We start from the raw sequence: 22873 nt of genomic DNA, 5'->3' as shown, positions 1-22873 counted from the left end.
GGGGTTCTGAAGGAGATTCGGTGCGTGTCGGGCGCGAATCTCCTGGCACCGTGAAGGTGCGTCGGGGTTAGCTGGCGGCTTCTTCGGGGGCGGGGAGGGGTATTCGGGCTTGGCCGATGGTGGCCACGCCGGCCGGCGTGAACAGCTGGTCGCCGAGGGACTCGATGCACATGCGGAGGCAGCCGGTCAGGACGCTGGCGTCGCCGTACTGGGAGCCGCGCAGCCGCGTCTCGATGGGGCGGTCGTTGGTGGCCAGCTTGCGTTCGAGGGCGGGGATCAGGAGGTCCGCCAGCGTGCCGAGCGAGCCGCCGAGGATGATCTCCTCCGGCGCGAGCAGCCAGGCGATCAGCGTGACGCCGGTGCTGAGCGCGCTCGCGAGGCGGTCGACCTCCGCCAGCGCGTGCGCCTCGCCGGCGCGGGCGGCGGTCACGAGGTCCCAGGTCGCCGCGTGGCCCGGGGCGAGCTCGTCGTCCAGGTCGACCAGCAGCGGGCTGACCAGGTCGTGCAGGCCGAGGTCGCGTGCCCAGCTCACCTCACCAGCGGCGCCGTCGCGGCCGCGGTACAGCTCGTTGCGCAGCACGAGACCGATGCCGATGCGCTCGCTGTCCGAGAAGATGTAGGCGAAGTCCTGCACCTCGCCGTCGCGCGACCACTTCTCGCCGAGCGCGGCGACCTTCGCGTCGTTCTCGACGCGCACCGGGCAGTCGAACAGCTCGCCCACCGCGTCGCGCAGTGAGAAGCCGGTCCACTCGGGCATGGTCATCGGGAGGTCGACCATCCCGTCGTCGCGCACGATGCCGGGGGTGGAGACCGTGACCGCGACGACGGCCGACCGGTCGACGGCCGCCTCGGCGAGCAGCCGGGTGACGCAGTCGTCCAGGAGGCTGAGGCGCTCGGCCCGGGAGGTCTTGATCGGCAGCGGCACCCGCAGGTCGCCGAGGATCGTGGTCGCCAGGTCGGCGACGGTCGCGTGGATCTGGCCGGCCTCCAGCTGCAGGGCGACCACGCACGCGGCGTCGTAGCGGAACGCGAAGGACCGCGCGGGACGGCCGACCGGCCGGGCGTCGGGGGAGGCCGCGGCCAGCTCCACGACCCAGCCGGAGTCCATGAGGTCGTCGAGGATCAGCTCGATCGTCCGCCGCGACAGCCCGGACTCCTGCTGCAGCTCCGTCATCTTCGCCGGACCGGTGCGGTACAGGATGCCGAGCGTGCTGGCGGCGTTGCGCTGCCGCATCTCCGAATGATCCATGTGTGGTCTACCCCTTCGTGCCAGTGCCTGATCTTACGCGAGAAAAAATAGTTTTGCTATTACCGCGCATAATTGCTAACGTTCCCGTTCAACGGCGAAAAGCAAACGTGCTTCCTCGCCGAGAGCTTCGACGAAGAAGGGCCAGCGTGACTGTTCAGAAAGACCGGATCGGAGTCGGCATCGTCGGCTGCGGCAACATCTCGGGCGCGTACTTCCGCGGGCTGGAGCGCTTCGACGGCCTCCACATCGTCGGCTGCACCGACCTGAGCCAGGAGCTCGCCCACGCGGCCGGGGAGCGCTACGGCGTCCCGGTGTTCGCCAACGTGGAGGAGCTGGCCGCGGCGGAGGGCGTGGACATCCTCGTCAACCTCACCCCGCCGCTGGCTCACGAGAGCGTGACCCGCTCCCTCCTCGCGACGGGGAAGCACGTCTTCACGGAGAAGCCGCTCACGGCCTCCTTCGCCACGGCGGCGCCGCTGGTAGCCGAGGCCCGTGAGCGCGGCGTGCTGTTCGGCTCGGCGCCCGACACCTTCCTCGGCTCGGCGGGACAGACCGCGCGTGCCGCGGTGGACGCCGGCCTGATCGGCGAGGTGATCGGCGCGAGCGCGTTCGTCACTCACAGCAAGGCCGAGCTCTGGCACCCGGACCCCACGTTCCTCTTCATCCCCGGCGGCGGCCCCGCGCTCGACATGGGCCCGTACTACATCGCCGCACTGGTCAACCTTCTCGGCCCGGTCGCGAGCGTGTACGCCAGCGCCCGGATCGGCAGCACCGTCCGTCCGGTCTCCACCCCGGGCCGGCGAGTGGAGTCCATCGACGTCACCATCCCGACGCACGCCTCGGCGACGCTCGACTTCGCCTCCGGCGCGGTCGGCACGGTGCTGGCGAGCTTCGACGTCTGGGACCACAACCTCCCGTTCATCGAGCTGTACGGCTCGAAGGGCACGCTCAGCGTCCCCGACCCCAACGACTACGACGACGCGGTGCGTGTGCGCCTGCACGGTGAGGACGAGTGGCGCGAGCTGCCCGCCGTCATCGAGGGCTTCACGGACGGCCTCCCGGAGGAGCTGCTCCCACTGCGCGGCCCCGGCGTCGCCGACCTCGCCGCCGCGCTGACGGGCGAGCCGCACCGCACCAGCGCCGACTTCGCCCTGCACGTGCTGGAGGTGCTCGACGCGATCGCGAACGGCACCGACGGCGTCCACACCCTGACCACCACCTGCGAGCGCCCCGCCCTCTCCACGGAGACCTGGCGCTCGGCATCCCTCGAGGAGACCGCGATCGCATGACCGCCACCGCACCTACCACCACCCGCGCCTTCGGCGTCGACCTGATCACCTTCTTCGACCCGGGCTTCTGGGGGCTCAACGGAAGTGAGGAGCTGGGGGCCCTCGCGGCCGCCGAGCCGCGCCGGGTCTGGGACACCATCCTCGACGCCCTGCAGGAGGCCGGCGTCGCCGAGTTCGAGATGACCTTCCCGCCCGCCGACCGCCTCACCGCGATCGCCGCCTACGGGTCGGCGGAGGCCTTCGCCGCCGAGCTGGAGCGCCGCGGGCTCTCGGTGGTCAGCGCCTACTTCGCCGACATCGAGCACGCGGAGGACGTGACCGACCCGGCCACGCGCGCCGCCATCCTCGCCGCCGCGGAGACCGAGGCGGCCTTCCTCGCCGGCATCGGCGCCTCCTTCCTGGTCGCCGGGCTCCCGATGCGCCGCAACAACGCGGAGGGCGACGGCCTCGCGCCGGTCGACCTCGCGACCGCGGCGCCGATCGCCGACATCGCCAACGAGGTCGGCGCGATCACGAAGCGCCACGGCGTGACCCTCGCCCTGCACACCGAGAGCCACTCGGTGTTCTGGACGCCGCGCGACGTCGACCTGTTCCTGCTGCTGACCGACCCGTTCCTCGTCGCGTTCTGCCCGGACACCGGCCACATCGTGCTCGGCGGGGGAGACCCGGTCCAGCTCGTCTCGCGCCACCGCGAGCGGGTCGTCATCGCGCACTGGAAGGACGCCGCCGGCGCCTTCCGCGAGCACGCGCTCGTGGACGGGGGCATCTGGGAGCGGCACCGCCCGTACTTCCGCGCCGCCGGCCAGGGCGTCGTCGACTGGCCCGCCTTCGCGGCCACGCTCGCCGCTATCGGGTACGAGGGCGGCATCCTGCTTGAGCTCGACGCCGCCTCCGACCCGGTCGGGCAGCTCATCGCGGCCCGCACGTTCCTGGAGGACGCCACCGCCGGCATCCTCTGACCCACCCCCACCGCCAAGAGTGGACAGACGCACCACAACAACAAGGAGAGAATGACGTGAAAGACTCACGCAGCACCAAAGGGCAACGGCGCCGCTCCATCGCACGACGGACCACCATCGCCGTCGGAGCAGCCGTCGCGGCCGCTGTCGCCCTGACCTCGTGCTCGCTGTCGCCGAGCGCCTCGGGCAGCGGCAGCAACACCCTGACCGTCGCCATCTGGAAGGGCTACGGCGCCGACCTGCCCTGGGTCGCCACGGACTTCAAGAAGGAGACCGGGGCCACGCTCAAGTTCCAGTACATCGACTCCGAGTCGAACGAGCTCCAGCTGGTGAACAAGGCCAACGGCGGCATCGACGTCGCGCTCCCGAACATCCAGTACATCGGCCAGGGCATCGACCAGGGGATCTTCCACGAGCTGGACACCTCCAAGCTGACGAACTACAACGACTTCTACTCGGACTTCTCGGGCCGCAAGGAGATCCGCAAGGACGGCAAGCTCTACGGCGTTCCGTGGACCTGGGGGAGCACCGGCCTGTTCTTCGACGGCAGCAAGGTGACGCCGACGCCCGACTCGCTCAGCGTGCTGTGGGACCCGAAGTACAAGGGTCAGATCGCGCTCATCGACGACGCGACCGTGCTCGTCCCGATCACCGCCCTCTACCTCGGTGAGGACCCGCAGAACCCGGACATGGCGAAGGTCACGCCGGCGCTGCAGAAGCTGAAGGACAACGCCAAGCTGCTGTACTCGTCCACCGACGACCTTGCGAAGGGCATCGCCAGCGGCTCGATCGTCGCGGGCATCGCCAACTCCGACGGCATCGGCGGCCTGATCGCCGGCAACGCCCCAGGGACGTCGAACTTCAAGTACGAGATCACCAAGGAGGGCGCGGTCGGCTGGATCGACAACTGGGCGATCGCGGCCAAGACGCAGCACCTCGACCTCGCCTACAAGTGGCTCAACTACATGACGGGCAAGGACTTCCTCACCAAGTGGGCGAACACCCCCGCCGACTCCTCGCCCGCCCCGGCGAACAAGTCGGTCGTCGCCTCGCTCGAACCGGCCACGCTGGACCGCCTCCAGGCGAACCCCGACAAGATCTCGAGCCTCGCGCTGCAGCTCCCGCAGCCCGCGGACCGGCTCCAGTCGTGGGTCGACGCCTGGACGCAGGTGAAAGCCGGCTCCTGATGACCACCGCCCCGCTGTCCCTGGCCCGCCGTCCCCGGCGGCGGGCCAGGGGGACCCTGGGCACGGGCTTCCTGCTCACGCCCGGCGGCCTCCTGCTCGTCCTGTTCGCCCTGCTCCCGCTGGTCGCGCTGCTGATCATCGGCTTCACGAACGGCTCCGGCGGCTTCACGGTCGAGAACTTCACGGAGATGTTCTCCAGCGCCGTCTACATGTCGCTGCTCGGCCGGACGCTGCTGATCGCGTTCTGCGTGACCGTGGTCAGCATCGCGCTGGCCTGGCCGGCGGCGTGGGCGCTGGCCCGCTACACGAGCCCGAAGGCGAAGCCGCTGATCCTCGGGTTCGTCATCATCCCGTACATCACGTCGCAGCTGCTGCTGATCTACGGTTTCGTCAGCCTCATCCAGGCGGGCGGCCCGGTGATGTCGTTCCTGTCCTCGATCGGGCTCGCCGGCCCGCAGGCGTCGATCATGTACACCCCGGCGGCGAACATCCTGATGCTGATCCAGGAGTCCATCCCCACGGCCATCCTGGTGATGTACTCGGCCTCGGAACAGATCAGCGGCTCGGTGCTGGAGGCCTCCCGGACCCTGGGCGCGTCGAAGGGCTTCGTGTTCACCCGGGTGATCTGGCCGCTCAGCTCGGCGATGATCGGCGTGAACTTCGCGCTCACGTTCGTGCAGACCGTCGGCGCGTTCGCCGAGCCCGCGATCCTGGGCGGACCGAACGGGCAGATGCTCGGCAACACCATCTCCGCGCAGCTCTCGGCGGGCGTCCACCAGCAGTTCGCTGTGGCGATGTCGCTGGTGCTGCTGGTGACGTCGCTGGCGATCGTCGGAGGCGTGACCGGGCTGCTGTCGTGGTCGCGCTCCGCGCTGTCGGGCGTCTCGAAGGCGGGACGGCCACGCGTGGAGAGCGTCACCGCGCAGACCCTCATCGCCGAGGATGCGCTGACCACGGAAGGAGTCCTCCGATGAAGACCGCCGTCCTGCCCCGGCTGATGAAGATCTGGCTCTACGTCGTGCTGGTCATCCTGGCCTTGCCGCTGCTGGCCATGACCGCCCTCAGTCTCAACCAGTCCCGGTACGGCACGTTCCCGTTCCACTTCACCTTCGACTGGTACGCGAACCTCTCGCACGACCAGGCGCTGGTGGACGCGCTGCTCACCAGCCTCAACCTGGCGACGCAGGCGACGATCTTCGCCGTGATCGTCGGCACGCTGCTCTCGCTGGGGATGGCGCGCAGCCGCATCTACATCACGGCTCCGATCAACAGCCTCCTGCTCGCCCTGCTCACGGTGCCCGCGCTGATCCTGGCCGCCGGCTTCGTGGTGGTGTTCGGCTGGCTCGGCTTGGGCTCGAGCACGCTGGGGCTGATCCTGGCCTCGATCGTGACCTCGCTGCCGTTCGTGGTGTTGATCGTCTCCGGCCGGCTGCGCGACCTGAACCCGCACTACGCGGAGGCAGCGCACTCGCTGGGTGCCGGTCCGCTGCGGACGTTCCTGACGATCACGATCCCGCTGATCGGGCCGTCGATCATCGCGGGAGGCCTGCTGGCGTTCGTGATCACGTTCAACAACTTCGCGATCCAGCTCATCCTCGCCCCGATCGGGGTTTCGACGCTGCCGGTGCAGATCTACTCGATGGTCCGCCTGGGCGTGACGCCGGATGTGGACGCGCTGGCGACGATCATCATCCTCTCCACGGTGCTGCTGGTGGTCATCCTCAACTGGCTGTCCGGCAACGCCGCCAAGCTCTTCACGACCTCTACGAACAAAGGAAACTGATGGCCGAGCTCACTGTGACCGGCGTGTCCAAGACCTTCAACGGCACCCGCGTCCTCGAACCGCTGGACCTGAGCGTCGGCGATGGCGCCTTCTGCTGCATGCTGGGCTCCTCCGGGTCCGGCAAGTCCACCCTGCTGCGCATCGTCGCCGGTCTGGAGGAACCGGACGGCGGCGCCATCCGGGTCGGATCGCGGGAGGTGACCCGGCTGTCGGTGGAGAAGCGCAACATCGGGTTCGTCTTCCAGAACTACGCGCTGTTCCCGCACCTGTCTGTGCTGGCGAACGTGATGTACGGGCTGCGCGCCCGCCGCACCCCGCGGTCGGCGGCGAAGAAGAAGGCGGAGGAGATGCTCGGCCTGGTCGGCCTCGGCGACTTCGGCGGACGCTCACCCTCCCAGCTCTCCGGCGGGCAGCAGCAGCGGGTCGCCCTGGCGCGCGCCCTGGTGACCTCCCCGGACCTGCTGCTGCTGGACGAGCCGCTGTCCGCCCTGGACAAGAAGATCCGCGGCGAGATGCAGCGCGAGCTCAAGCGCATCCACCGGGAGACCGGCCTGACCACGATCATGGTCACCCACGACCAGGAGGAGGCGATGGACCTCGGCGACCAGGTGATGATGCTCGACCGCGGGGTCGTGCAGCAGAACGACACCCCCGAGTCGCTGTACCGGACGCCGGGCAACCGGTTCGTGGCGCAGTTCCTCGGCGGCCAGTCCCTCGGCACCGGCATCGTCCACGGCTCCGGCCGGGCCGCGCGGGTGGCGATCGGCGGGCTGTCGCTGACCACCGCGCAGGACGACCTCCGCGAGGGCGACCGCGTCGACGTGCTGGTCATGGCCGAGCGCGTGCGCATCCTCGCCGACGACGCGGCGAACACCGCGGGGTCGGCCGCGGGCGTGCTGCGCGCGGTCGACTTCTTCGGGCCCTTCGCGCGGGCGGAGATCGTCGCCGGCGACCTCCGCATCCCGGTCACCATGCTCTCCCAGGCGGCCGACGCCCTCACCCCCGGCCAGCCGGTCCGCTTCGCCATCGCCCCCGAAGGCCTCCACGCCTTCGCCTGACCCGCCGAGACGTGAGTAATCGCGGGAATCCGGCCTCGGATTCCCGCGATTAGTCACGTCTCGTCGGCCTGGATCGGGGTGTGCGTCAGGCGCGGTACACGCTGCGGCCGCCGATGAACGTCTCCACGACGCTCGCCGCGTCGAGCCCGCGGCCGTCCGAGATGTCGCGGTCCAGGAGCACGAGGTCGGCCGCGAGGCCGGGGGAGAGCCGGCCGGTGGTGTCCTCCAGCCGCCCGACCCACGCCGCGGTGCCGGTGTACGCGTCCAGCACGGTCGCGAACGGGAGCGCCTCCGAGGCGAGCAGCGGCTCCGTGAGCGCCTGCCCGGTGGCGTGCGGGTCCGTGGAGGGCGCCAGCCGGGTCGTGCCGGTGTGCATCGCCCACAGCGGATTCGGGTCGGACACCGGCCAGTCGCTGCCGCCGACGATGCGGGCCCCGTGCCGCCGCAGCGACTCGAAGGGGAAGTGCCGGCTCGCGCGGTCGTCGCCCATCATCGGGAGCTTGCGCTCCACGATCTCGGTGTCCGTGCGCGCCCACAGCAGCTGCGCGTTCACAGTCACGTCGAGCGCGGCGAACCGGTCGACGTCGGCGGTGTCGACCACGTCGAGGTGCGCAAGCTGGTGGCAGCCTCCCGCCGGCCCGTTGGCGGTCCGCGCGTGCGCCACGGCGTCCAGGCACTCGCGCACCGCGCGGTCGCCCACGGCGTGCAGGTGCACGTCGAAGCCGCGCGCGTCCAGCGCCGCGACGATCGTCGCGAGCTCCTCGGCCGGGATGAACGAGTCGCCGCGGACTCCCGGTGCGTCGCTGTAGTCGTCGAGGAGGGCGGCGGTGCGGTTCTCGATCATGCCGTCCTGCATGATCTTGACGGTGCCGGCCTCGATCCGGCCGGGACCCACCCGCCCGGCCTGCGCGACGCGCTCCCGCCGGGCCTCCAGGTCGGCGAGCTGCTCCAGGCCGCGGTCGCGGTCCCACCACTGGCAGAGCACCACGCGGGCGGTGAGGGCGCCCTGCCGCGCCAGGTTCAGGTAGGCGTCGAGCGAGTCCGGCCCGAGTTCGCTCTTGCCCACGGCGGCGTCGTGCCAGGTGGTCACGCCGACCGAGTGGAGGCGGCTCTGGGCGGCCAGGATGGCCTCCTCCACGGCGCCCGGGCCGGGCTCGGGGAGGATCGGGTCCAGCGCCTGCATGGCGGTGTCGAGCAGCACGCCGGTGAGCACGCCGCGGTCGTCGCGCACGAACCGTCCGCCCAGCGGGTCTGCGGCGTCGGGGGCGATCCCGGCGGCCTCCAGCGCGCGGGAGTTGACCCAGACGCCGTGGCCGTCGTGGCTGGTGAGGATGACGGGGCGGTCGGCCTCCACCCCGTCGAGCAACTCGCGGGTGGGGAGGCCGCCGGGGAAGACGTCGCCGTACCAGCCGACGCCGACGATCGTGTCGAGCTCGGGGTGCGCGGCGGCGTACGCGGCGATGATCCGCCGGTACGCGTCGGCGTCGTGCACGGGCATGAGGTCGATGCCGAGCAGCGAGCTGCCGGCCATCGGCGGGTGCACGTGCGTGTCGTGGAAGCCGGGGAGGAGGGAGGCGCCTGCTGCGTCGCGGACGACCGTGCCGGCCTCCCGCAGCGCCGTGAGCTCGTCGTCCGGCCCGACCGCCGCGATCCGGCCGTCGCGGACGAGGACGCCGCCGTCCTGCCAGACGCCGTCGCCGAGGTACAGGCGGGCGTTCGTGAAGTGCAGACTCGTCATCGGCGTCCCTTTCGCGCTCCCGACCAGTCTCGGGGAGGGTGTTGGATCACGCAAATAGTTTCGACCGGAGCAGTTCATCATCCATTCAGATGTGTGATCCGCTCGAAACCTCCCCGTCATCTCACGCGCGCAGCGGGTCGGGATTGAGCGCCTCCGCGACCACCTGCGCCGCGATGTCGCTCACCGCGCGCGCCCGGGCCGTCGCCCGCACCGACCGCATCGCCGCCAGCACCACGGGGAGGGCGGGGACGCTGTCTGCGATCGGCAGTGCGGCCACCCGCTCGCCGTCGTAGCTGAAGTCGTGCCTGGGCCGCTGGTTGAGGATCGAGAAGCCGTGCCCGTGCGCCACGAAGGCGCGCACCGTCTCGTAGTTGAGCGACCGGTGCCGGATCTCCGGCTGGAGACCCGCGCCGGCGAGGATGCCGAGGAAGTACTCCCGGCTGTGCGGCAGGTCGAGCAGGATCATCGGCTCGCGCGACAGCTCGCGCAGGAACACCTGCGGCGACGCGGCGAGCGGATGGTCGGCGGGCAGGATGACGTGCGGGGGAGCGTCCGACAGCACCGCCGTGCGGATGTCGTTGCCGAAGCCGAAGTCGTAGCCGATCAGCAGCTCCACCCGGCCGCTGCGCAGGGCGGCCCTGGCGCCGTCGGTGTCCAGCTCGTCCACCTCGATGTCGAGGTACGGGTGCTCGGCGCGCACTCGGCTGACGATCGCGGGGAGGATGAACGGTGCGAGCGTGACGAAGCAGCCGATCCGGATGGTGCCGCGCACCTGGTTGTCGATGCCGCGTGCGGTGTCGAGCGCCTCCTCCAGGTTGAGCAGGAGCGCCCGGGCGTCGCCGAGGAACTGCTGCCCGGCGGGAGTGAGCGTCAGCCCGCGGGAGCGTTGCCGGATGAAGAGCTGCGCGCCGACCTGCTGCTCGAGTTGCGCGATGGCCGACGAGACGGCGGACTGCGCGACGAACAGCTCCTCGGCGGCGCGGGTCATCGAGAGGTGCGTGGCGGCCTCGATGAAGTAGCGGAGCTGCGCGAGGGTGACGTCCGGCTTCTTGCTCATGGGAGGCCTCCATTACGACCAGGTTTCGGCACTGTTACCTCCGGCGTGGTATCTCCCCAAGTGATGCAGTGCTTCAGGCAACCTTAGTTGATTGATGCGCCAGGAAGGCAGAGGCTTCTATGCCAAGCACCCTGGCCACCACGAGGAGCACACCCATGACCACAGAGGTCCGCAGCGACGCCCTCGGCGTCGAGACCCGCACCATCGACTACATCCCCGAGGACGAGCGGCACGGCAAGGCGCGCAACCTGTTCACAATCTGGTTCGGCGGCAACATCATGATGCTGTCGATCGCGACGGGCCTGCTCGCGACCGCGGTGTACGGCCTCCCGATCTGGGCGGCGATCGTGGCGCTCGTGGTCGGCAACCTGATCGGCGGCGTCGTGATGGCGCTGCACGCGGCGCAGGGACCGCAGATGGGCGTCCCGCAGATGCTGCAGACCCGCGCGCAGTTCGGGTCGTACGGCAGCCTCCTGGTCGTGGTCATCGTGGTCGGGATGTACGTGGCGTTCTTCGCGTCGAACGTGATCCTGGGCGGTCAGGCGCTCGACTCGCTCACCCACCTCGGCGCGTTCTGGTCCACGGTGATCGTCGGGCTGATCAGCGTCTTCGGAGCGGTCTTCGGCTACCGCCTGCTCCACGTCTTCGGCACGGTGATGAGCGTCGTCGCCGGACTGACCATCGCGATCGTCTTCGTCTACATCTTCGCCGCGGGGACCCTGCCCGCGAGCGCCATCGACTACGGCTCGGTCGCCGCCGCCGGCATCATGGGGACGATCTCGGTCGCCGCGCTCTGGCAGATCGCGTACGCGCCGTACGTGTCGGACTACACGCGCTACATGCCGAAGGACACCGGCGTGCGCGCTGCCTTCTGGGCGACGTTCGCCGGCTGCGTGGCCGGTTCGGTCATCCCGATGGTGCTCGGCTCGATCGTCGGCGCGGCCTTCCCGAAGGACGACGTCGCGACCGGCCTCAGCGCCCTCATCCCCGGGATCGCCGGGCTGGCGATGCTCGTGTTCGGCGTCGGCATCAGCGTGAGCAACGGGATGAACCTCTATTGCGGCAGCCTCGCGATCATCACCATCGGGCAGACGCTGTTCCCGAAGTGGATCCCGCGGGCCGTCACGCGCGGCGCCATCGCGGTCATCCTGTTCCTGGTCGCGCTCGTGCTCGGCTTCGCCTTCTCGGCCAACTTCCTGGTCAACCTGTCGAACCTGATGATCCTGCTGCTGTGCGTGCTCATCCCCTGGACGGCCGTCAACCTGGTCGACTACTACGCGGTGAAGCACGGCAAGTACGACATCGCGTCGCTGTTCCGGCAGGACGGCGGAATCTACGGGCGGATCAACCGCAACGCCGTGATCTGCTACGTGCTGGGCGTCCTCATCCAGCTCCCGTTCATCAACACCGCCTTCTACACCGGGCCGATCGCGACCGCGCTCGGCGGCGTCGACATCTCGTGGATCGTGGGCCTCGCCGTGATCTGCCCGCTGTACTACGCGCTGATGAAGTGGGCGCCGTCCAAGGCTGTCGCGCCGGCGGCCTCCACCTCCCTCCCCACCCCCGTCGCAGGAGCAGAATGACCCCCGAGCCAGCAGCACAGCCCGCCGCCGAGTACGACTACGTCGTGGTCGGCGGCGGCACCGCGGGCGGCATCGTCGCCGCGCGTCTCTCCGAGAACCCGGACGTGACGGTCGCCCTCCTGGAGTGGGGGCCGAGCGACCGCGACGAGGGCCGCGCCCGCGAGCTGCGCAGGTGGGAGGAGATGATCGGGAGCGAGTACGACCTCGACTACCGCAGCGTGCCGCAGGAGCGCGGCAACTCGTCCATCCGGCAGACCCGGATGCGCATCCTCGGCGGCTGCTCGACCGCGAACACGATGATCGCGTGGCGACCGCCGGCGTCCGACCTCGCCGAGTGGGTGGAGTCGGGTGCGGCCGGCTGGGACGCCGCGAGCTTCCAGCCGTACTTCGACCGGCTCGACATCCCGGTGCATCCGGTCGGTGCGGCGGACCGGAACCCGTTCGTCGCGGACGTGGTCGCCTCCGCTGTCTCGGCCCTTGGCCTCCCGCTGCAGGAGCGCTGGAACGACGGCCGCACCGACTCCCTGGCGCGCGGCGCCGGCTTCTTCGAGGTGGGCTACGACCCGGCGACGAACGTGCGCGGGTCGAGTTCGATCCACTACCTGCACGACGTGATGGACGAGCGGGATTCGCTGGACGTGATCACGGGTGCGCGGGCGTCGCGGATCGTGCTGGAGGGCGGCCGGGCCGTCGCCGTGCACTACCGCGACGCGTCGGGCGCGCTTCGGGTGGTAAGGGCGCGGCGCGAGATCGTGCTCGCCTGCGGCGCGATCGACACCCCGCGGCTCCTGCTGCTGTCCGGGATCGGCCCGGCGCCGGTGCTCGCCGCGGCCGGTGTGCCGCTGGTGCACGAGCTGCCGGGAGTGGGGGAGAACCTCCAGGACCACGTCGAGGGCCTGGTCGTGTGGGAGGCCGTGTCGGCGCCGCCCGCGGTCTCGGCCTCCGGATGGGACGCGGGCGCGATGGTCGGTGTGGACGGCGACCCGGCGCGTGCGGACGTGCTGATGCACTTCCCAGTGGAGCCGGTGGTCGACCACCCGCGTGGCCGCGGCGTCGACTTCCCACCCGCCATCGTCGCGATCGCGCCGAACGTCGCGAAGCCGCACAGCCGCGGCCGCGTCACCATCGCCTCCGCCGACCCGGACGCGCCGCCGGTGATCGACTACCGCTACTTCACGGACCCCTCGGGGCACGACGAGCGGATGCTGGTCGCCGGGGTACGGCTGGCACGCCGGATCGCGGAGGCCGAGCCCATGCGCAGCCACCTGGTGCGGGAGGTCTTCCCCGGGCCCGACGTCCAGACGGACGAGGAGCTATCGGCTGTCCAGCGCGACATCCACCAGACCGTGTACCACGTGAGCGGCACGTGCCGGATAGGCGCGGTGGACGATTCGCTCGCTGTGGTCGACCCGGAGCTGCGGGTGCGCGGGATCGACGGGCTGCGGATCGCGGACGCGTCGGTGTTCCCGACGCTGACGTCGGTGAACCCGGTCATCACGGTGATGATGGTGGCCGAGCGCGCCGTCGACCTGCTGGCGGCCACCGTCCCCGCGTAACCGCCCTCGTCGCCAACGGAGGAGTTCTCACCGCACCCGGCCGCGAACTCCTCCGTTACCTGCGTTCACGGCACCCGCCGCACCCGTTCTCCTCCGTTACCCGCGGCGTCGCTAACGGAGGACATCCATCGGTTGGGCTCCCGGGATGGCAGTGAACGGAGGAGTTCCCGCCCCACCCGGCCGCAGATTCCTCCGTTACCTGCTTTCACGGGCTCTGCCGCATCCGTTCTCCTCCGTTACCCGCGGCGTCGCTAACGGAGGACATCCACCGGTTGCGGTCCCGGGATGGCAGTTAACGGAGGAGATCCCGGCTTGGGGGGCCGGGATCTCCTCCGTTGGCGGCGGGCTTGGGCGAGGGGTCAGTCGCGCACGGGCTCCAGCAGCACCTCGGGCCCGGGGTCGACGCGGCGGTCGCGGGCGCGCTGCCAGAAATAGCCGGCCAGCGCCAGCACCGTGATCACGATCAGCGTCCCGACCGTGAAGCCCTCGAACGTCGGGCGGTCGACGCCCCAGGTGTCGACGAAGTCGTATTTCAGGCCGAGCAGCCCCTCCAGCGTGCCCGGGAACACCGCGACCCAGGAGCCGAGCAGCACCCACGCGTAGATGATCACCACCGCGGTCCACAGCCCGCCGCGGCCTCCCGGGACCCGGAACGGGCGCTCGACGTCCGGGTATCTCCGGCGCAGCCGCACGATCGACGGGAAGATCACCAGGTACGACAGCAGCAGGGTCGAGATCGCGACCGTCAGCACCACCGTGAACACCGCGGCGGTGCTGCCCTTGAGCAGCAGCGTCGCCGCGACGCAGAAGACCGTGGCCACGATCCCGGAGAGCAGGTTCATCCGCACCGGGGTGCCGAAGCGCTTCGAGAAGACGCCGAAGAAGCGGAAGAACGCGCCGTCCGCGCCCGCGGCGGCCTGCACCCGGTCGGAGGCGATCATCCACGCGCTCGCCTGCGTCAGCACCACGAACACGAACAGCAGCGCGGCGACGAACATCACCGGGCCGGTCGCGATGCCGTAGACCGAGAAGACCTCCTTGAACGCGTCGAGCAGGCCGCTGGCGCCCTGGACCTTGTTCGCGGGGAGCACGGCCAGGATGGCGAAGATCGGCACGAGGTAGCACAGGATCGAGATGATGCCGGAGGACGTGATCGCCCGCGGGACGTCCCGCTGCGGGTTGCGCATCTCCTCGGCCGCACCGTTCGGCGCCTCGAAGCCGACGACCGCGAACAGGATCACCGGGGTCACCGCGAGGAACCCGCCGAGCGTCGGCGAGAACGCCCCGGCCGCGTACCCGTGCACGCCGTTCTTGACCGCGTAGACGGCCACGGTCACCACGAACACCACCAGCAACAGGATCTTGATGATCGCGCCGGCCGCGACGATGTGCTTGCCGTACTGGAGGCCGATGATCGCGGTCCCGATCGCCAGCCAGATGAACACCAGCTTGAAGACGATGTCCCCTGCGCTGCCTTCCGGGAGCGGGGCGATGTAGGCGCCCCAGGTCGCCGCGGAGATGAACACCAGCGAGCCGCCCATCCAGAGCGGGTTGGTGATCCAGTAGAACAGCGTCGCGATGGCCGCGGTCAGCTTGCCGAACGCGAGCCGCACCCAGACGAAGGGGCCTCCCTCGTCGTGGAACGTGCTGCCCAGCTCGGAGATGACGAGCGCGTACGGGAAGAGGAACGTGATCCCGATCACCGCGGTCCAGGTGAACGCCTCGGCGCCGCCTCCCGCCGCGATCTGCGCGACGGTGTCGATGGAGATGACCGCGCTGATCGACAGGAAGACGATGTCGAGCCGGCCGAGGGTCTTGCGGAAATGCTGGGTTCGGATGTTCGAGGTCTGGAGCTTCGTATCGGTCATCGGGGGACTCCTTCGTCCTTGCATTCTCTTCGGGTGGGACTGGCGGGGGAAATCCGGCCCGGGGACGCCCGGCCGGAGGGAGGGCTACCTGAACGCGCGGTCCAGGCTGAGGATCTTCTCGGCACGTCCGAGCCGCGGGAGGTCGCTGCCGTCGCGGACGACGCGGCCGGCCTCCTCGAACTCGTCCAGGAAGCCCGCAGCCCAGGACACGTCCTCGGCGGAGGGCGCCATCACCTCGTTGACGATGCCGACCTGCTTCTCGCGCAGGCAGAGCCGCCCGGTGAGGCCGAGCGCGGCGGCCGAGCGCGACTGCTCGGTGACGATCGGCGCGCCGTCGACCACCGACGGCCCGTCGATGGGGCCGGGGAGGCCGCCGACCCGGCTCGCGACCACGAGCCGCGAGCGCGGGTAGGCCAGGGCGGCCTCCGAGTTGGCGACGCCGGTGTCGCGGCGGTAGTCGCCGCTGCCGAACGCCAGGCGGAAGGCTCCGGGCGCGCGGGCGATCAGGGCAGCGTTCTCGATGCCGAGGGCGGACTCGATCAGGGCGACCACCGGCGTCGCGCCGCCCAACCGCTCGGCGGTCTCGGTGACGTGGTGCGCCTCCTCGGTCTTGGCGAGCACCACGCCGAGCAGCCCGGGGAGGCCGCGGAGCCGGTCCACATCCCCGCCCCAGAAGGCCGAGGTGCGGTCGTTGACGCGCACCCAGGCCTCGCCGCCGGACTCCAGGAACCGCGCGACGCGCTCCCGCTCGACCTCCTTGCGGGAGGCGTTGATCGCGTCCTCCAGGTCGATCACGACGGCGTCGGCGGCCGATCCCGCGACGGCCACCGCGTCGAGGCGGGCCGCCGAGAGGAGCAGCCAGGAGCGGGCGACCTCGGGCGGCACCCGGGTCGCAGGCGTGGTGTCGAGCTGCATCGTCATTGCCGTCCTCCTACGCGTGCTGGAACCACGTGGTCTTGAGGCCCACATAGTTGTCGATGGCGTGCCGGGAGAGGTCGCGGCCGAAGCCGGACTGCCGGAACCCGCCGAACGGGGTGGTGGAGCCGAGCGCGTCCACCGTGTTCACCGACACGGTGCCGGCGACCAGCCGCTCGGACACCCGGTGGGCGCGGGACAGGCTCGAGGTCCACAGCGACGCGGCCAGGCCGTAGTCCGTGGCGTTCGCGGCACGCACCGCGTCGTCCTCGTGGTCGAACGCCTGGACCACGACCAGCGGGCCGAAGACCTCGTCGCGGTGCAGCGGGTGCGAGAGCGGGAGGCCGGCGACGATCGCCGGGTCGATGAACGCGCGGGAGCCCTGCCGCTGGAGGCGCTCGCCGCCGATCAGCTCGCCGTCGCGCGCCGCCGTCTCGATCGCGGCGGCGACACCGTCGGCGTGCGACTCGGAGACGAGCGCTCCGTTGCCGCTGGCCGGGTCGAGGGGGTCGCCGGAGCGATAGGCCTCGGCGGCGGCGGTGAGCAGCCCGACGAACTCGTTGTAGACGGGACGCTCGACGAAGATGCGGGAGTTGGCCGAGCAGACCTCGCCCTGGTTGTAGAACGCGCCGAACGCGGCCTTCTCGGCGGCCAGCGCCAGGTCCTCCACGTCGGCGAAGATCAGGTTCGAGCTCTTGCCGCCGGCCTCCAGGCTCAGCCGCTTCAGGTTCGACTCGCCCGCGTAGGTCAGCAGCTTCTTCGCGACCGCGGTCGAGCCGGTGAACGTGAGGGCGTCGACGTCCGGGTGGAGGCCGAGCGCGCGCCCGATCACCGAGCCGGGACCGGGGACGACGTTGAGCACGCCCGCCGGGATGCCGGCCTCCAGCGCCAGCTCGCCCAGCCGGAGGGCGGTGAGGCTGGTCGTCTCCGCGGGCTTCAGCACGACGCTGTTGCCGGCGACCAGCGCGGGAGCGAGCTTCCAGGCGGCGATGTCGAGCGGGTAGTTCCACGGCACGATCGCGGCGACGACGCCGAGCGCGACGCGGCTGACGATCGCGGTCGAGCCGGGGGGAGTGGAGGGCACCTCGTCGGTGAGCTTGTCGGCGAGCTCGCCGTACCAGCGGAAGGTCGCCGCGGTGCCGGGCACGTCGACGGTGCTGGTCTGCGAGAGCGGCTTGCCCATGTCGAGGGATTCGAGGAGGGCGAGCTCGGCCGCGTTGTGCTCGATGATGTCGGCGAGGCGGCGGAGGACCGCGCCGCGATCGGCGGCGTCGCGGCGGCTCCAGACTCCGGACTCGTAGGCGGTGCGGGCCGCGGCCACGGCGCGGTCGACGTCGGCGGGGCCGCCCTTGGCGACCTCCGCGAGCGCTTCGCCGGTCGCCGGGTTGACCGTGACGAACGTGTCGCCCGACGCGGAGGCGACGCGGTCGCCGTCGATGATGGCCCTGCCGTCGATGCGGACGGTTGTGTCGATCGTCATGCCGGAAGAGTACGCACGTCCGGTGCATCGAAACGAGCGTTGAAAACCGTTCCAGTGGATCGCTTGAAGTGATGTAATGCACCCTGGCTGAGCAGTGCGCGATCCCGAAATGAGGCGTTCACGCGCGCGAAACGCACGCGAAGCATCACTTCTGTTGATCCAATACGGCGATTCTCATTGTTTTACAGATTCGGCCGGGCCTGCTGACAATGGCTGCACCATCAGCGAAGGAGATCAGCATGTCGAGCCAGGAAATCGAGGTCCTCGTCGTCGGCGCGGGACAGGCCGGTGTGGCGATGAGCGCCCACCTGACCGAGCGCGGCATCCCGCATCTCGTGCTGGAGCGCGGCCGCATCGCCGAGCGCTGGCGCTCCGGCCGCTGGGACTCGCTCGTCGCCAACGGCCCCGCGTGGCACGACCGCTTCCCCGGCCTGGAGTTCGACGACGTCGACCAGGACGGCTTCGCCCCCAAGGAGCGCGTCGCCGACTACTTCGTCGCCTATGCCGCGATGACGAACGCACCCATCCGCAGCGGGGTGGAGGTGCTGTCGGTCCGTCGCAACGCAGGCGCCCCCGGCTTCCGGGTCGAGACCACCGACGGCTCCTACACGGCGCGCCATGTCGTGGCCGCGACCGGCCCGTTCCAGAAGCCGGTCATCCCCACCGTCATCCCCTCCGAGGCGGGCGTCGAGCAGCTCCACTCCAGCGACTACCGCAACCCGGACCAGCTCCCGGCCGGCGGCGTGCTCGTCGTCGGCGCCGGCTCCTCCGGCGTGCAGATCGCCGACGAGCTGCGCCGCGCGGGACGCCAGGTGCACCTCTCGGTCGGACCGCACGACCGGCCGCCGCGCCGCTACCGGGGGCGCGACAACGTGTGGTGGCTGGGCGTCCTCGGCAAGTGGGAGGCCGCCGCCCCCGCCGCCGGCGCCGAGCACGTGACCATCGCGGTCAGCGGCGCCCGCGGCGGCCGCACCGTGGACTTCCGCGAGCTGGCCGAGAGCGGCATCACGCTCGTCGGCCGCACGCAGGACTACGCCGACGGCGTCCTCCGGTTCGGCGGCGACCTGGCCGCGAACATCCACGCGGGAGACGCCAACTACCTGTCGGTGCTGGACGAGGCGGACGCCTACATCGAGCGCAACGGCCTCGACCTCCCCGAGGAGCCGGAGGCCCGCATCCTCGGTCCCGACCCCGCGTGCGTGACCGACCCGGTGACCGAGCTCGACCTCGCCGCGGCCGGGATCACCTCCATCGTCTGGGCCACCGGCTTCGGCGTCGACTACGGCTGGCTGCAGGTGGACGCGCTGGACGCGGCGGGCCGGCCGGTGCACCAGCGCGGGGTCTCCGCCGAGCGCGGCGTGTACTTCCTGGGCCTGCCGTGGCAGTCGCGCCGCGGCTCCAGCTTCATCTGGGGCGTCTGGCACGACGCCGGCTACATCGCCGACCAGATCCAGATCCAGCGCACCTACCTGTCGTACGAGAACGCCGCGGTCGCGGCGGAAGGAGCAGCCGTCTGATGCCGACACACACCCGCATCCGCCCGTTCAACACCAAGGACACCTACCCCGAGCAGAACCTCGACAACGACCTCTGCCAGGCCGTCGTCGCCGGCGGCGTCGTCTACCTGCGCGGCCAGATCGGCCAGGACCTGGAGACCCGCGAGTCGGTCGGCGTCGGCGACGTGGAGGCGCAGGCCGAGAAGGCGATGGCGAACATCGAGATGCTGCTGGAGGAGGCCGGTTCGAGCCTGGAGGACATCGTGAAGGTCGTCATCTACATCATCGACCCGCGCTACCGGGAGGCCGTCTACCGGGTGGTCGGACGCTGGCTGAAGGGCGTCTTCCCGGTCTCCACCGGCATCGTCGTCTCGGCGCTCGCCCGGCCGGAGTGGCTGGTCGAGATCGACGCCACCGCTGTGCTCAGCGGGGAGGCCTCGCGGTGACGTTTTCGATCCTCGCCGTCGACGGGACCGGGGCGATCGGCTCCGCCATCTGCTCCTCCTCGCCCGCGGTCGCCGCCCGCTGCGTGAACCTCGCGGACGGGGTCGGCGGCGCGCACTCCCAGAACATCACCGACCCCCGGCTCGGCCCGCGGCTCATCGACGGGCTGCGCGACGGGCGGCCGGTGGAGGAGGTGCTCGCGTGGGTCGTGGACTCCACGCCGGACATCGACTACCGGCAGCTCCTTGTGATCGACCGCAACGGCCGCTCGGCCATCCACTCCGGCTCGCACGTGCTCGGCCACCACGGCCAGGCGCAGTCGGCGCACGCGGTCGCGGCGGGCAACATGCTCGCGCGCGACGACGTGCCGCAGCTCATGGTGGACGCGTTCGAGGCGGCCACCGGCGAGCTGGAGGTACGGCTGCTGGCCGCGCTCCAGGCCGCGATCGCGGCCGGCGGCGAGGAGGGGCCGGTGCACTCGGCCGGCGTCGCGGTCGTGCGCGACGCCGGCTGGCGGGTCACCGACCTGCGCGTGGACTGGGCGGACGACCCGGTCGAGCTGCTGGGGGAGATCCTGGTGGAGACGTGGCTGCCGCAGCGCGACGCGTACGTGACGCGCGGGCTGATGCCGGCGGGGGCGCCGAGCTACGGGGTGCCCGGGGATGAGTGACACCGCGATGAGTGACGTCGTGGCGGCCACGGCGTTGAAGGACCGCGCCCGCGCGCTCGTGGACGCCGACCTCCCGTCGCTCGTCGCGCTCTCGGAGGCCCTCCACGCCGATCCCGAGACCGCCTGGAACGAGCACCGTTCCAGCGCCCGACTGCAGGAGGCGCTCGCCGCCCGCGGGTTCGCCGTGACGCCCGCCTACCTCGGCCTGGACACCGCCTTCCTCGCCACCGCCGGCACCGGCCCCGTCCGGATCGGCGTCTGCGCCGAGTACGACGCCCTTCCCGGCCTCGGTCACGCCTGCGGGCACAACCTCATCGCCGCGATCGCCGTCGGCGTCGCCTCCGCCCTCGCCCCGCTCGCGGACGAGCTCGGCATCACCGTGGAGGTCTACGGCACTCCGGCCGAGGAGGGCGGCGGGGGCAAGATCGAGCTGCTCGACCGCGGCGCGTTCGCCGGCCTCGACCTCGCCCTGATGGCGCACCCCGGCCCGGTGGATGTCGCCGAGGCGCGCCCGTTCGCCGTCGCGCACTCGCACGTCCGGTACGACGGCAAGTCCGCGCACGCCGGCGCCTACCCGGAGGAGGGCGTCAACGCCAACGACGCCTTCGTGGTCGCGCAGGTCGCCATCGGCCTGCTGCGCCAGCAGCTCCCGCACTCGGCGCGGGTGCACGGCATCCAGACGGTCGGAGGCCAGGCGCCCAACGCAATCCCGGACCGCACCGAGGGCCGCTGGTACGTCCGCGCCGAGACGCTGGAGGAGCTGGAGCGCATCGAGGAGAGGGTGAACCGCTGCTTCGAGGCGGGCGCGCTCGCCTCCGGCACGACCCTCACGATCACGCCGGAGAGCAAGCCGTACTCCGAGTTCCGGAACGATGAGCGCGCGCTCGCGCTGTACCGGGCGAACGCGGTGGCGCTGGGCCGGGTGTTCGACGGCTCGTCCTCCGCCGGCCGGATGAACCGCGCCTCCACCGACATGGGCAACGTGTCGCAGGCCGTCCCTGCCATCCACCCGTACATCGGCGTCGACAGCCTCCCGGCCACCAACCACCAGCCCGAGTTCGCCGCCGCGTGTGTCGGCCCGCTGGCCGAGAAGGCGCTGCGGGATGCCGCCGTGGCGCTCGCGCAGACCGTCGTGGACGTGGTCTCGTGACCGCGACCCGCACCGAGCACGACTCGCTCGGCCCCGTCGAGGTCCCGGCCGACGCCTACTGGGGCGCCAATACGCAGCGCGCCGTGGAGAACTTCCCCATCTCCGGGCGGGGGATCGGAGCGTATCCCGAGCTCGTGACCGCGCTTGCGCTGGTCAAGCAGGCGGCCGCGCGGGCGAACGCGGAGATCGGCGTGCTGGAGCCGGGCCTGGCCGAGGTGATCGACTCGGCCTGCCAGGACATCGTGGACGGCGGCCTCCACGACCAGTTCGTGGTCGACCTGATCCAGGGCGGCGCGGGCACGTCCACGAACATGAACGCCAACGAGGTCATCGCGAACCGCGCGCTCGAACGCCTCGGGCATCCGCGCGGGAGGTACGACGTCATCCACCCGCTGGACCACGTAAACCGAAGCCAGAGCACGAACGACGTCTACCCGACCGCCGTCAAGGTCGCGCTCACCATCGGGCTGCGGCGGCTGATCGCCGAGCACGCGCTGCTGGCCGCGGCGTTCCGGGCCAAGGGGGTGGAGTTCCGCGACCACGTGAAGATCGGCCGCACCCAGCTCCAGGACGCCGTGCCGATGACGCTCGGCCAGGAGTTCACGGCCTTCGCGGTGACGATGGACGAGGACAACCTCCGGCTGACCGAGACCATCCCGCTGCTGGCGGAGATCAACCTCGGCGCGACCGCGATAGGCACCGGCATCACCGCCTCGCCCGGCTACGCGGGCGCGGTCGTGCGGCACCTCGCCGCGCTGACCGGCCTGCCGCTGGTGACGGCCTCCGACCTGATCGAGGCGACCTCGGACACCGGCGTCTTCATGCTGGTCTCCGCCGCGCTGAAGCGCGCCGCGATCAAGCTCTCGAAGATATCCTCGGACCTGCGCCTGCTGTCCAGCGGCCCCCAGTTCGGTTTCGGCGAGCTGCACCTCCCACCGCGCCAGGCCGGCTCGTCGATCATGCCGGGCAAGGTCAACCCGGTCATCCCGGAGGTCGTCAACCAGGTCGCGTTCGCGATCGCGGGCGCCGACGTCTCGATCACGATGGCGGCCGACAACGGCCAGCTCCAGCTCAACGCGTTCGAGCCGGTCATCGCCAACGCGCTGCTGCAGGGGCTGACCTGGCTGACGAACGCCTGCCGGACGCTGCGGGTCAACTGCGTGGACGGCATCCAGGCCGACGCGGAGCTGCTGCGGGCGCGCGTGGCGTCCTCGGTCGGCCTCGTGACGGCGCTGACGCCGCGGATCGGCTACACGACGGCGGCGCAGATCGCGCACGAGGCGCTGGAGACCGGGGGAGACGTGCGCACGGCGATCGTCGGGCGCGGGCTGCTGACGGCGGAGGAGTACGACGCGATCACGGACCCGCGGGTGCTGACCGGGGCGCGGTGA

General features: G+C 71.0%; 19 protein-coding genes. 13 read left to right on the top strand and 6 right to left on the bottom strand.

Annotated elements, in window-relative coordinates; all coding sequences use genetic code 11:
- Positions 1-67 precede the first annotated feature (67 nt).
- Positions 68-1249, bottom strand: a complete 1182-nt coding sequence (locus ABCS02_RS15740; protein ID WP_345836612.1) for an ROK family protein — start codon at positions 1247-1249, stop codon at positions 68-70.
- Positions 1250-1395: 146 nt separating this feature from the next.
- On the opposite strand from ABCS02_RS15740, the gene ABCS02_RS15735 reads away from it, so the two are divergent.
- From ABCS02_RS15735 to ABCS02_RS15710, 6 genes are read left to right on the top strand one after another with little or no spacing between them, the layout of a single operon-like run.
- Entirely contained in the window at positions 1396-2538 is a 1143-nt protein-coding gene (locus tag ABCS02_RS15735) for a Gfo/Idh/MocA family oxidoreductase (RefSeq protein ID WP_345836611.1), read from the top strand.
- Positions 2535-3497, top strand: a complete 963-nt coding sequence (locus ABCS02_RS15730) for a sugar phosphate isomerase/epimerase (RefSeq protein ID WP_345836610.1) — start codon at positions 2535-2537, stop codon at positions 3495-3497. Before ABCS02_RS15735 ends, ABCS02_RS15730 begins: the two co-directional genes overlap by 4 nt.
- Before the next feature lie 56 nt (positions 3498-3553).
- A complete protein-coding gene (locus ABCS02_RS15725) occupies positions 3554-4684 on the top strand; it encodes an extracellular solute-binding protein (RefSeq protein WP_345836609.1) in 1131 nt (376 codons plus the stop codon).
- Complete coding sequence (locus ABCS02_RS15720; RefSeq protein ID WP_345836608.1) at positions 4684-5658, top strand: ABC transporter permease; 975 nt, start codon at positions 4684-4686, stop codon at positions 5656-5658. Before ABCS02_RS15725 ends, ABCS02_RS15720 begins: the two co-directional genes overlap by 1 nt.
- A complete protein-coding gene (locus tag ABCS02_RS15715) occupies positions 5655-6467 on the top strand; it encodes an ABC transporter permease (protein WP_345836607.1) in 813 nt (270 codons plus the stop codon). The genes ABCS02_RS15720 and ABCS02_RS15715 overlap by 4 nt, the downstream gene beginning before the upstream one ends.
- Positions 6467-7525 (top strand): ABC transporter ATP-binding protein, encoded by a 1059-nt coding sequence (locus tag ABCS02_RS15710; protein WP_345836606.1) that lies wholly within the window; start codon positions 6467-6469, stop codon positions 7523-7525. The genes ABCS02_RS15715 and ABCS02_RS15710 overlap by 1 nt, the downstream gene beginning before the upstream one ends.
- A gap of 85 nt (positions 7526-7610) precedes the next feature.
- Here ABCS02_RS15710 and ABCS02_RS15705 read toward each other — a convergent pair whose 3' ends face one another.
- The gene (locus tag ABCS02_RS15705) at positions 7611-9263 is read right to left on the bottom strand and encodes an amidohydrolase (RefSeq protein ID WP_345836605.1); all 1653 of its coding nucleotides are present in this window, start codon (positions 9261-9263) and stop codon (positions 7611-7613) included.
- Between the two features lie 121 nt (positions 9264-9384).
- Complete coding sequence (locus tag ABCS02_RS15700; protein ID WP_345836604.1) at positions 9385-10320, bottom strand: LysR family transcriptional regulator; 936 nt, start codon at positions 10318-10320, stop codon at positions 9385-9387.
- Positions 10321-10475: 155 nt separating this feature from the next.
- Here ABCS02_RS15700 and ABCS02_RS15695 point away from each other — a divergent pair, with 155 nt between their 5' ends.
- Positions 10476-11903 carry a cytosine permease gene (locus ABCS02_RS15695; RefSeq protein ID WP_345836603.1) on the top strand — a complete coding sequence of 476 codons (1428 nt, stop codon included), beginning with the start codon at positions 10476-10478 and terminating at the stop codon, positions 11901-11903.
- Entirely contained in the window at positions 11900-13459 is a 1560-nt protein-coding gene (locus ABCS02_RS15690; RefSeq protein ID WP_345836602.1) for a GMC oxidoreductase, read from the top strand. The genes ABCS02_RS15695 and ABCS02_RS15690 overlap by 4 nt, the downstream gene beginning before the upstream one ends.
- 359 nt (positions 13460-13818) lie before the next feature.
- Here ABCS02_RS15690 and ABCS02_RS15685 read toward each other — a convergent pair whose 3' ends face one another.
- The 3 genes from ABCS02_RS15685 to ABCS02_RS15675 form a co-directional block, all read right to left on the bottom strand.
- Positions 13819-15327: an APC family permease gene (locus ABCS02_RS15685; protein ID WP_345836601.1), complete on the bottom strand. Its 1509-nt coding sequence runs from the start codon at positions 15325-15327 to the stop codon at positions 13819-13821.
- An 84-nt stretch (positions 15328-15411) separates the two neighbouring features.
- On the bottom strand, positions 15412-16248 hold the full coding sequence (locus ABCS02_RS15680) for an aldolase/citrate lyase family protein (RefSeq protein WP_345836600.1): 837 nt from the start codon (positions 16246-16248) through the stop codon (positions 15412-15414).
- Positions 16249-16258: 10 nt separating this feature from the next.
- The gene (locus tag ABCS02_RS15675; RefSeq protein WP_345836599.1) at positions 16259-17722 is read right to left on the bottom strand and encodes an aldehyde dehydrogenase family protein; all 1464 of its coding nucleotides are present in this window, start codon (positions 17720-17722) and stop codon (positions 16259-16261) included.
- A gap of 239 nt (positions 17723-17961) precedes the next feature.
- Between ABCS02_RS15675 and ABCS02_RS15670 the strand changes: the two genes are divergently transcribed.
- Genes ABCS02_RS15670 through ABCS02_RS15650 form a run of 5 tightly spaced genes read left to right on the top strand, consistent with a single transcriptional unit; the run spans position 17962 to position 22873 of the window.
- Positions 17962-19239, top strand: coding sequence for an NAD(P)/FAD-dependent oxidoreductase (locus ABCS02_RS15670; protein WP_345836598.1), 1278 nt, complete (start codon positions 17962-17964; stop codon positions 19237-19239).
- A complete protein-coding gene (locus tag ABCS02_RS15665; RefSeq protein WP_345836597.1) occupies positions 19239-19664 on the top strand; it encodes a RidA family protein in 426 nt (141 codons plus the stop codon). The genes ABCS02_RS15670 and ABCS02_RS15665 overlap by 1 nt, the downstream gene beginning before the upstream one ends.
- The gene (locus ABCS02_RS15660) at positions 19661-20332 is read left to right on the top strand and encodes a DUF1028 domain-containing protein (RefSeq protein WP_345836596.1); all 672 of its coding nucleotides are present in this window, start codon (positions 19661-19663) and stop codon (positions 20330-20332) included. The genes ABCS02_RS15665 and ABCS02_RS15660 overlap by 4 nt, the downstream gene beginning before the upstream one ends.
- Entirely contained in the window at positions 20325-21482 is a 1158-nt protein-coding gene (locus ABCS02_RS15655; protein WP_345836595.1) for a M20 family metallopeptidase, read from the top strand. The genes ABCS02_RS15660 and ABCS02_RS15655 overlap by 8 nt, the downstream gene beginning before the upstream one ends.
- Complete coding sequence (locus tag ABCS02_RS15650; RefSeq protein ID WP_345836594.1) at positions 21479-22873, top strand: aspartate ammonia-lyase; 1395 nt, start codon at positions 21479-21481, stop codon at positions 22871-22873. The genes ABCS02_RS15655 and ABCS02_RS15650 overlap by 4 nt, the downstream gene beginning before the upstream one ends.

Source organism: Microbacterium sp. X-17 (genome assembly GCF_039615055.1).
Note: the sequence above shows the minus strand (reverse complement) of the source record. Positions and strands in the feature narration are given on the sequence as shown.

Excerpts from the sequence above, each read along its gene's own strand:
- ABCS02_RS15680 (WP_345836600.1), bottom strand. The coding sequence starts at position 16,248 with ATGACGATGCAGCTCGACACCACGCCTGCGACCCGGGTGCCGCCCGAG.
- ABCS02_RS15710 (WP_345836606.1), top strand. The coding sequence starts at position 6,467 with ATGGCCGAGCTCACTGTGACCGGCGTGTCCAAGACCTTCAACGGCACC.
- ABCS02_RS15695 (WP_345836603.1), top strand. The coding sequence starts at position 10,476 with ATGACCACAGAGGTCCGCAGCGACGCCCTCGGCGTCGAGACCCGCACC.
- ABCS02_RS15740 (WP_345836612.1), bottom strand. The coding sequence starts at position 1,249 with ATGGATCATTCGGAGATGCGGCAGCGCAACGCCGCCAGCACGCTCGGC.
- ABCS02_RS15690 (WP_345836602.1), top strand. The coding sequence starts at position 11,900 with ATGACCCCCGAGCCAGCAGCACAGCCCGCCGCCGAGTACGACTACGTC.
- ABCS02_RS15675 (WP_345836599.1), bottom strand. The coding sequence starts at position 17,722 with ATGACGATCGACACAACCGTCCGCATCGACGGCAGGGCCATCATCGAC.
- ABCS02_RS15665 (WP_345836597.1), top strand. The coding sequence starts at position 19,239 with ATGCCGACACACACCCGCATCCGCCCGTTCAACACCAAGGACACCTAC.
- ABCS02_RS15655 (WP_345836595.1), top strand. The coding sequence starts at position 20,325 with ATGAGTGACACCGCGATGAGTGACGTCGTGGCGGCCACGGCGTTGAAG.
- ABCS02_RS15700 (WP_345836604.1), bottom strand. The coding sequence starts at position 10,320 with ATGAGCAAGAAGCCGGACGTCACCCTCGCGCAGCTCCGCTACTTCATC.
- ABCS02_RS15685 (WP_345836601.1), bottom strand. The coding sequence starts at position 15,327 with ATGACCGATACGAAGCTCCAGACCTCGAACATCCGAACCCAGCATTTC.
- ABCS02_RS15720 (WP_345836608.1), top strand. The coding sequence starts at position 4,684 with ATGACCACCGCCCCGCTGTCCCTGGCCCGCCGTCCCCGGCGGCGGGCC.
- ABCS02_RS15715 (WP_345836607.1), top strand. The coding sequence starts at position 5,655 with ATGAAGACCGCCGTCCTGCCCCGGCTGATGAAGATCTGGCTCTACGTC.
- ABCS02_RS15670 (WP_345836598.1), top strand. The coding sequence starts at position 17,962 with ATGTCGAGCCAGGAAATCGAGGTCCTCGTCGTCGGCGCGGGACAGGCC.
- ABCS02_RS15705 (WP_345836605.1), bottom strand. The coding sequence starts at position 9,263 with ATGACGAGTCTGCACTTCACGAACGCCCGCCTGTACCTCGGCGACGGC.
- ABCS02_RS15730 (WP_345836610.1), top strand. The coding sequence starts at position 2,535 with ATGACCGCCACCGCACCTACCACCACCCGCGCCTTCGGCGTCGACCTG.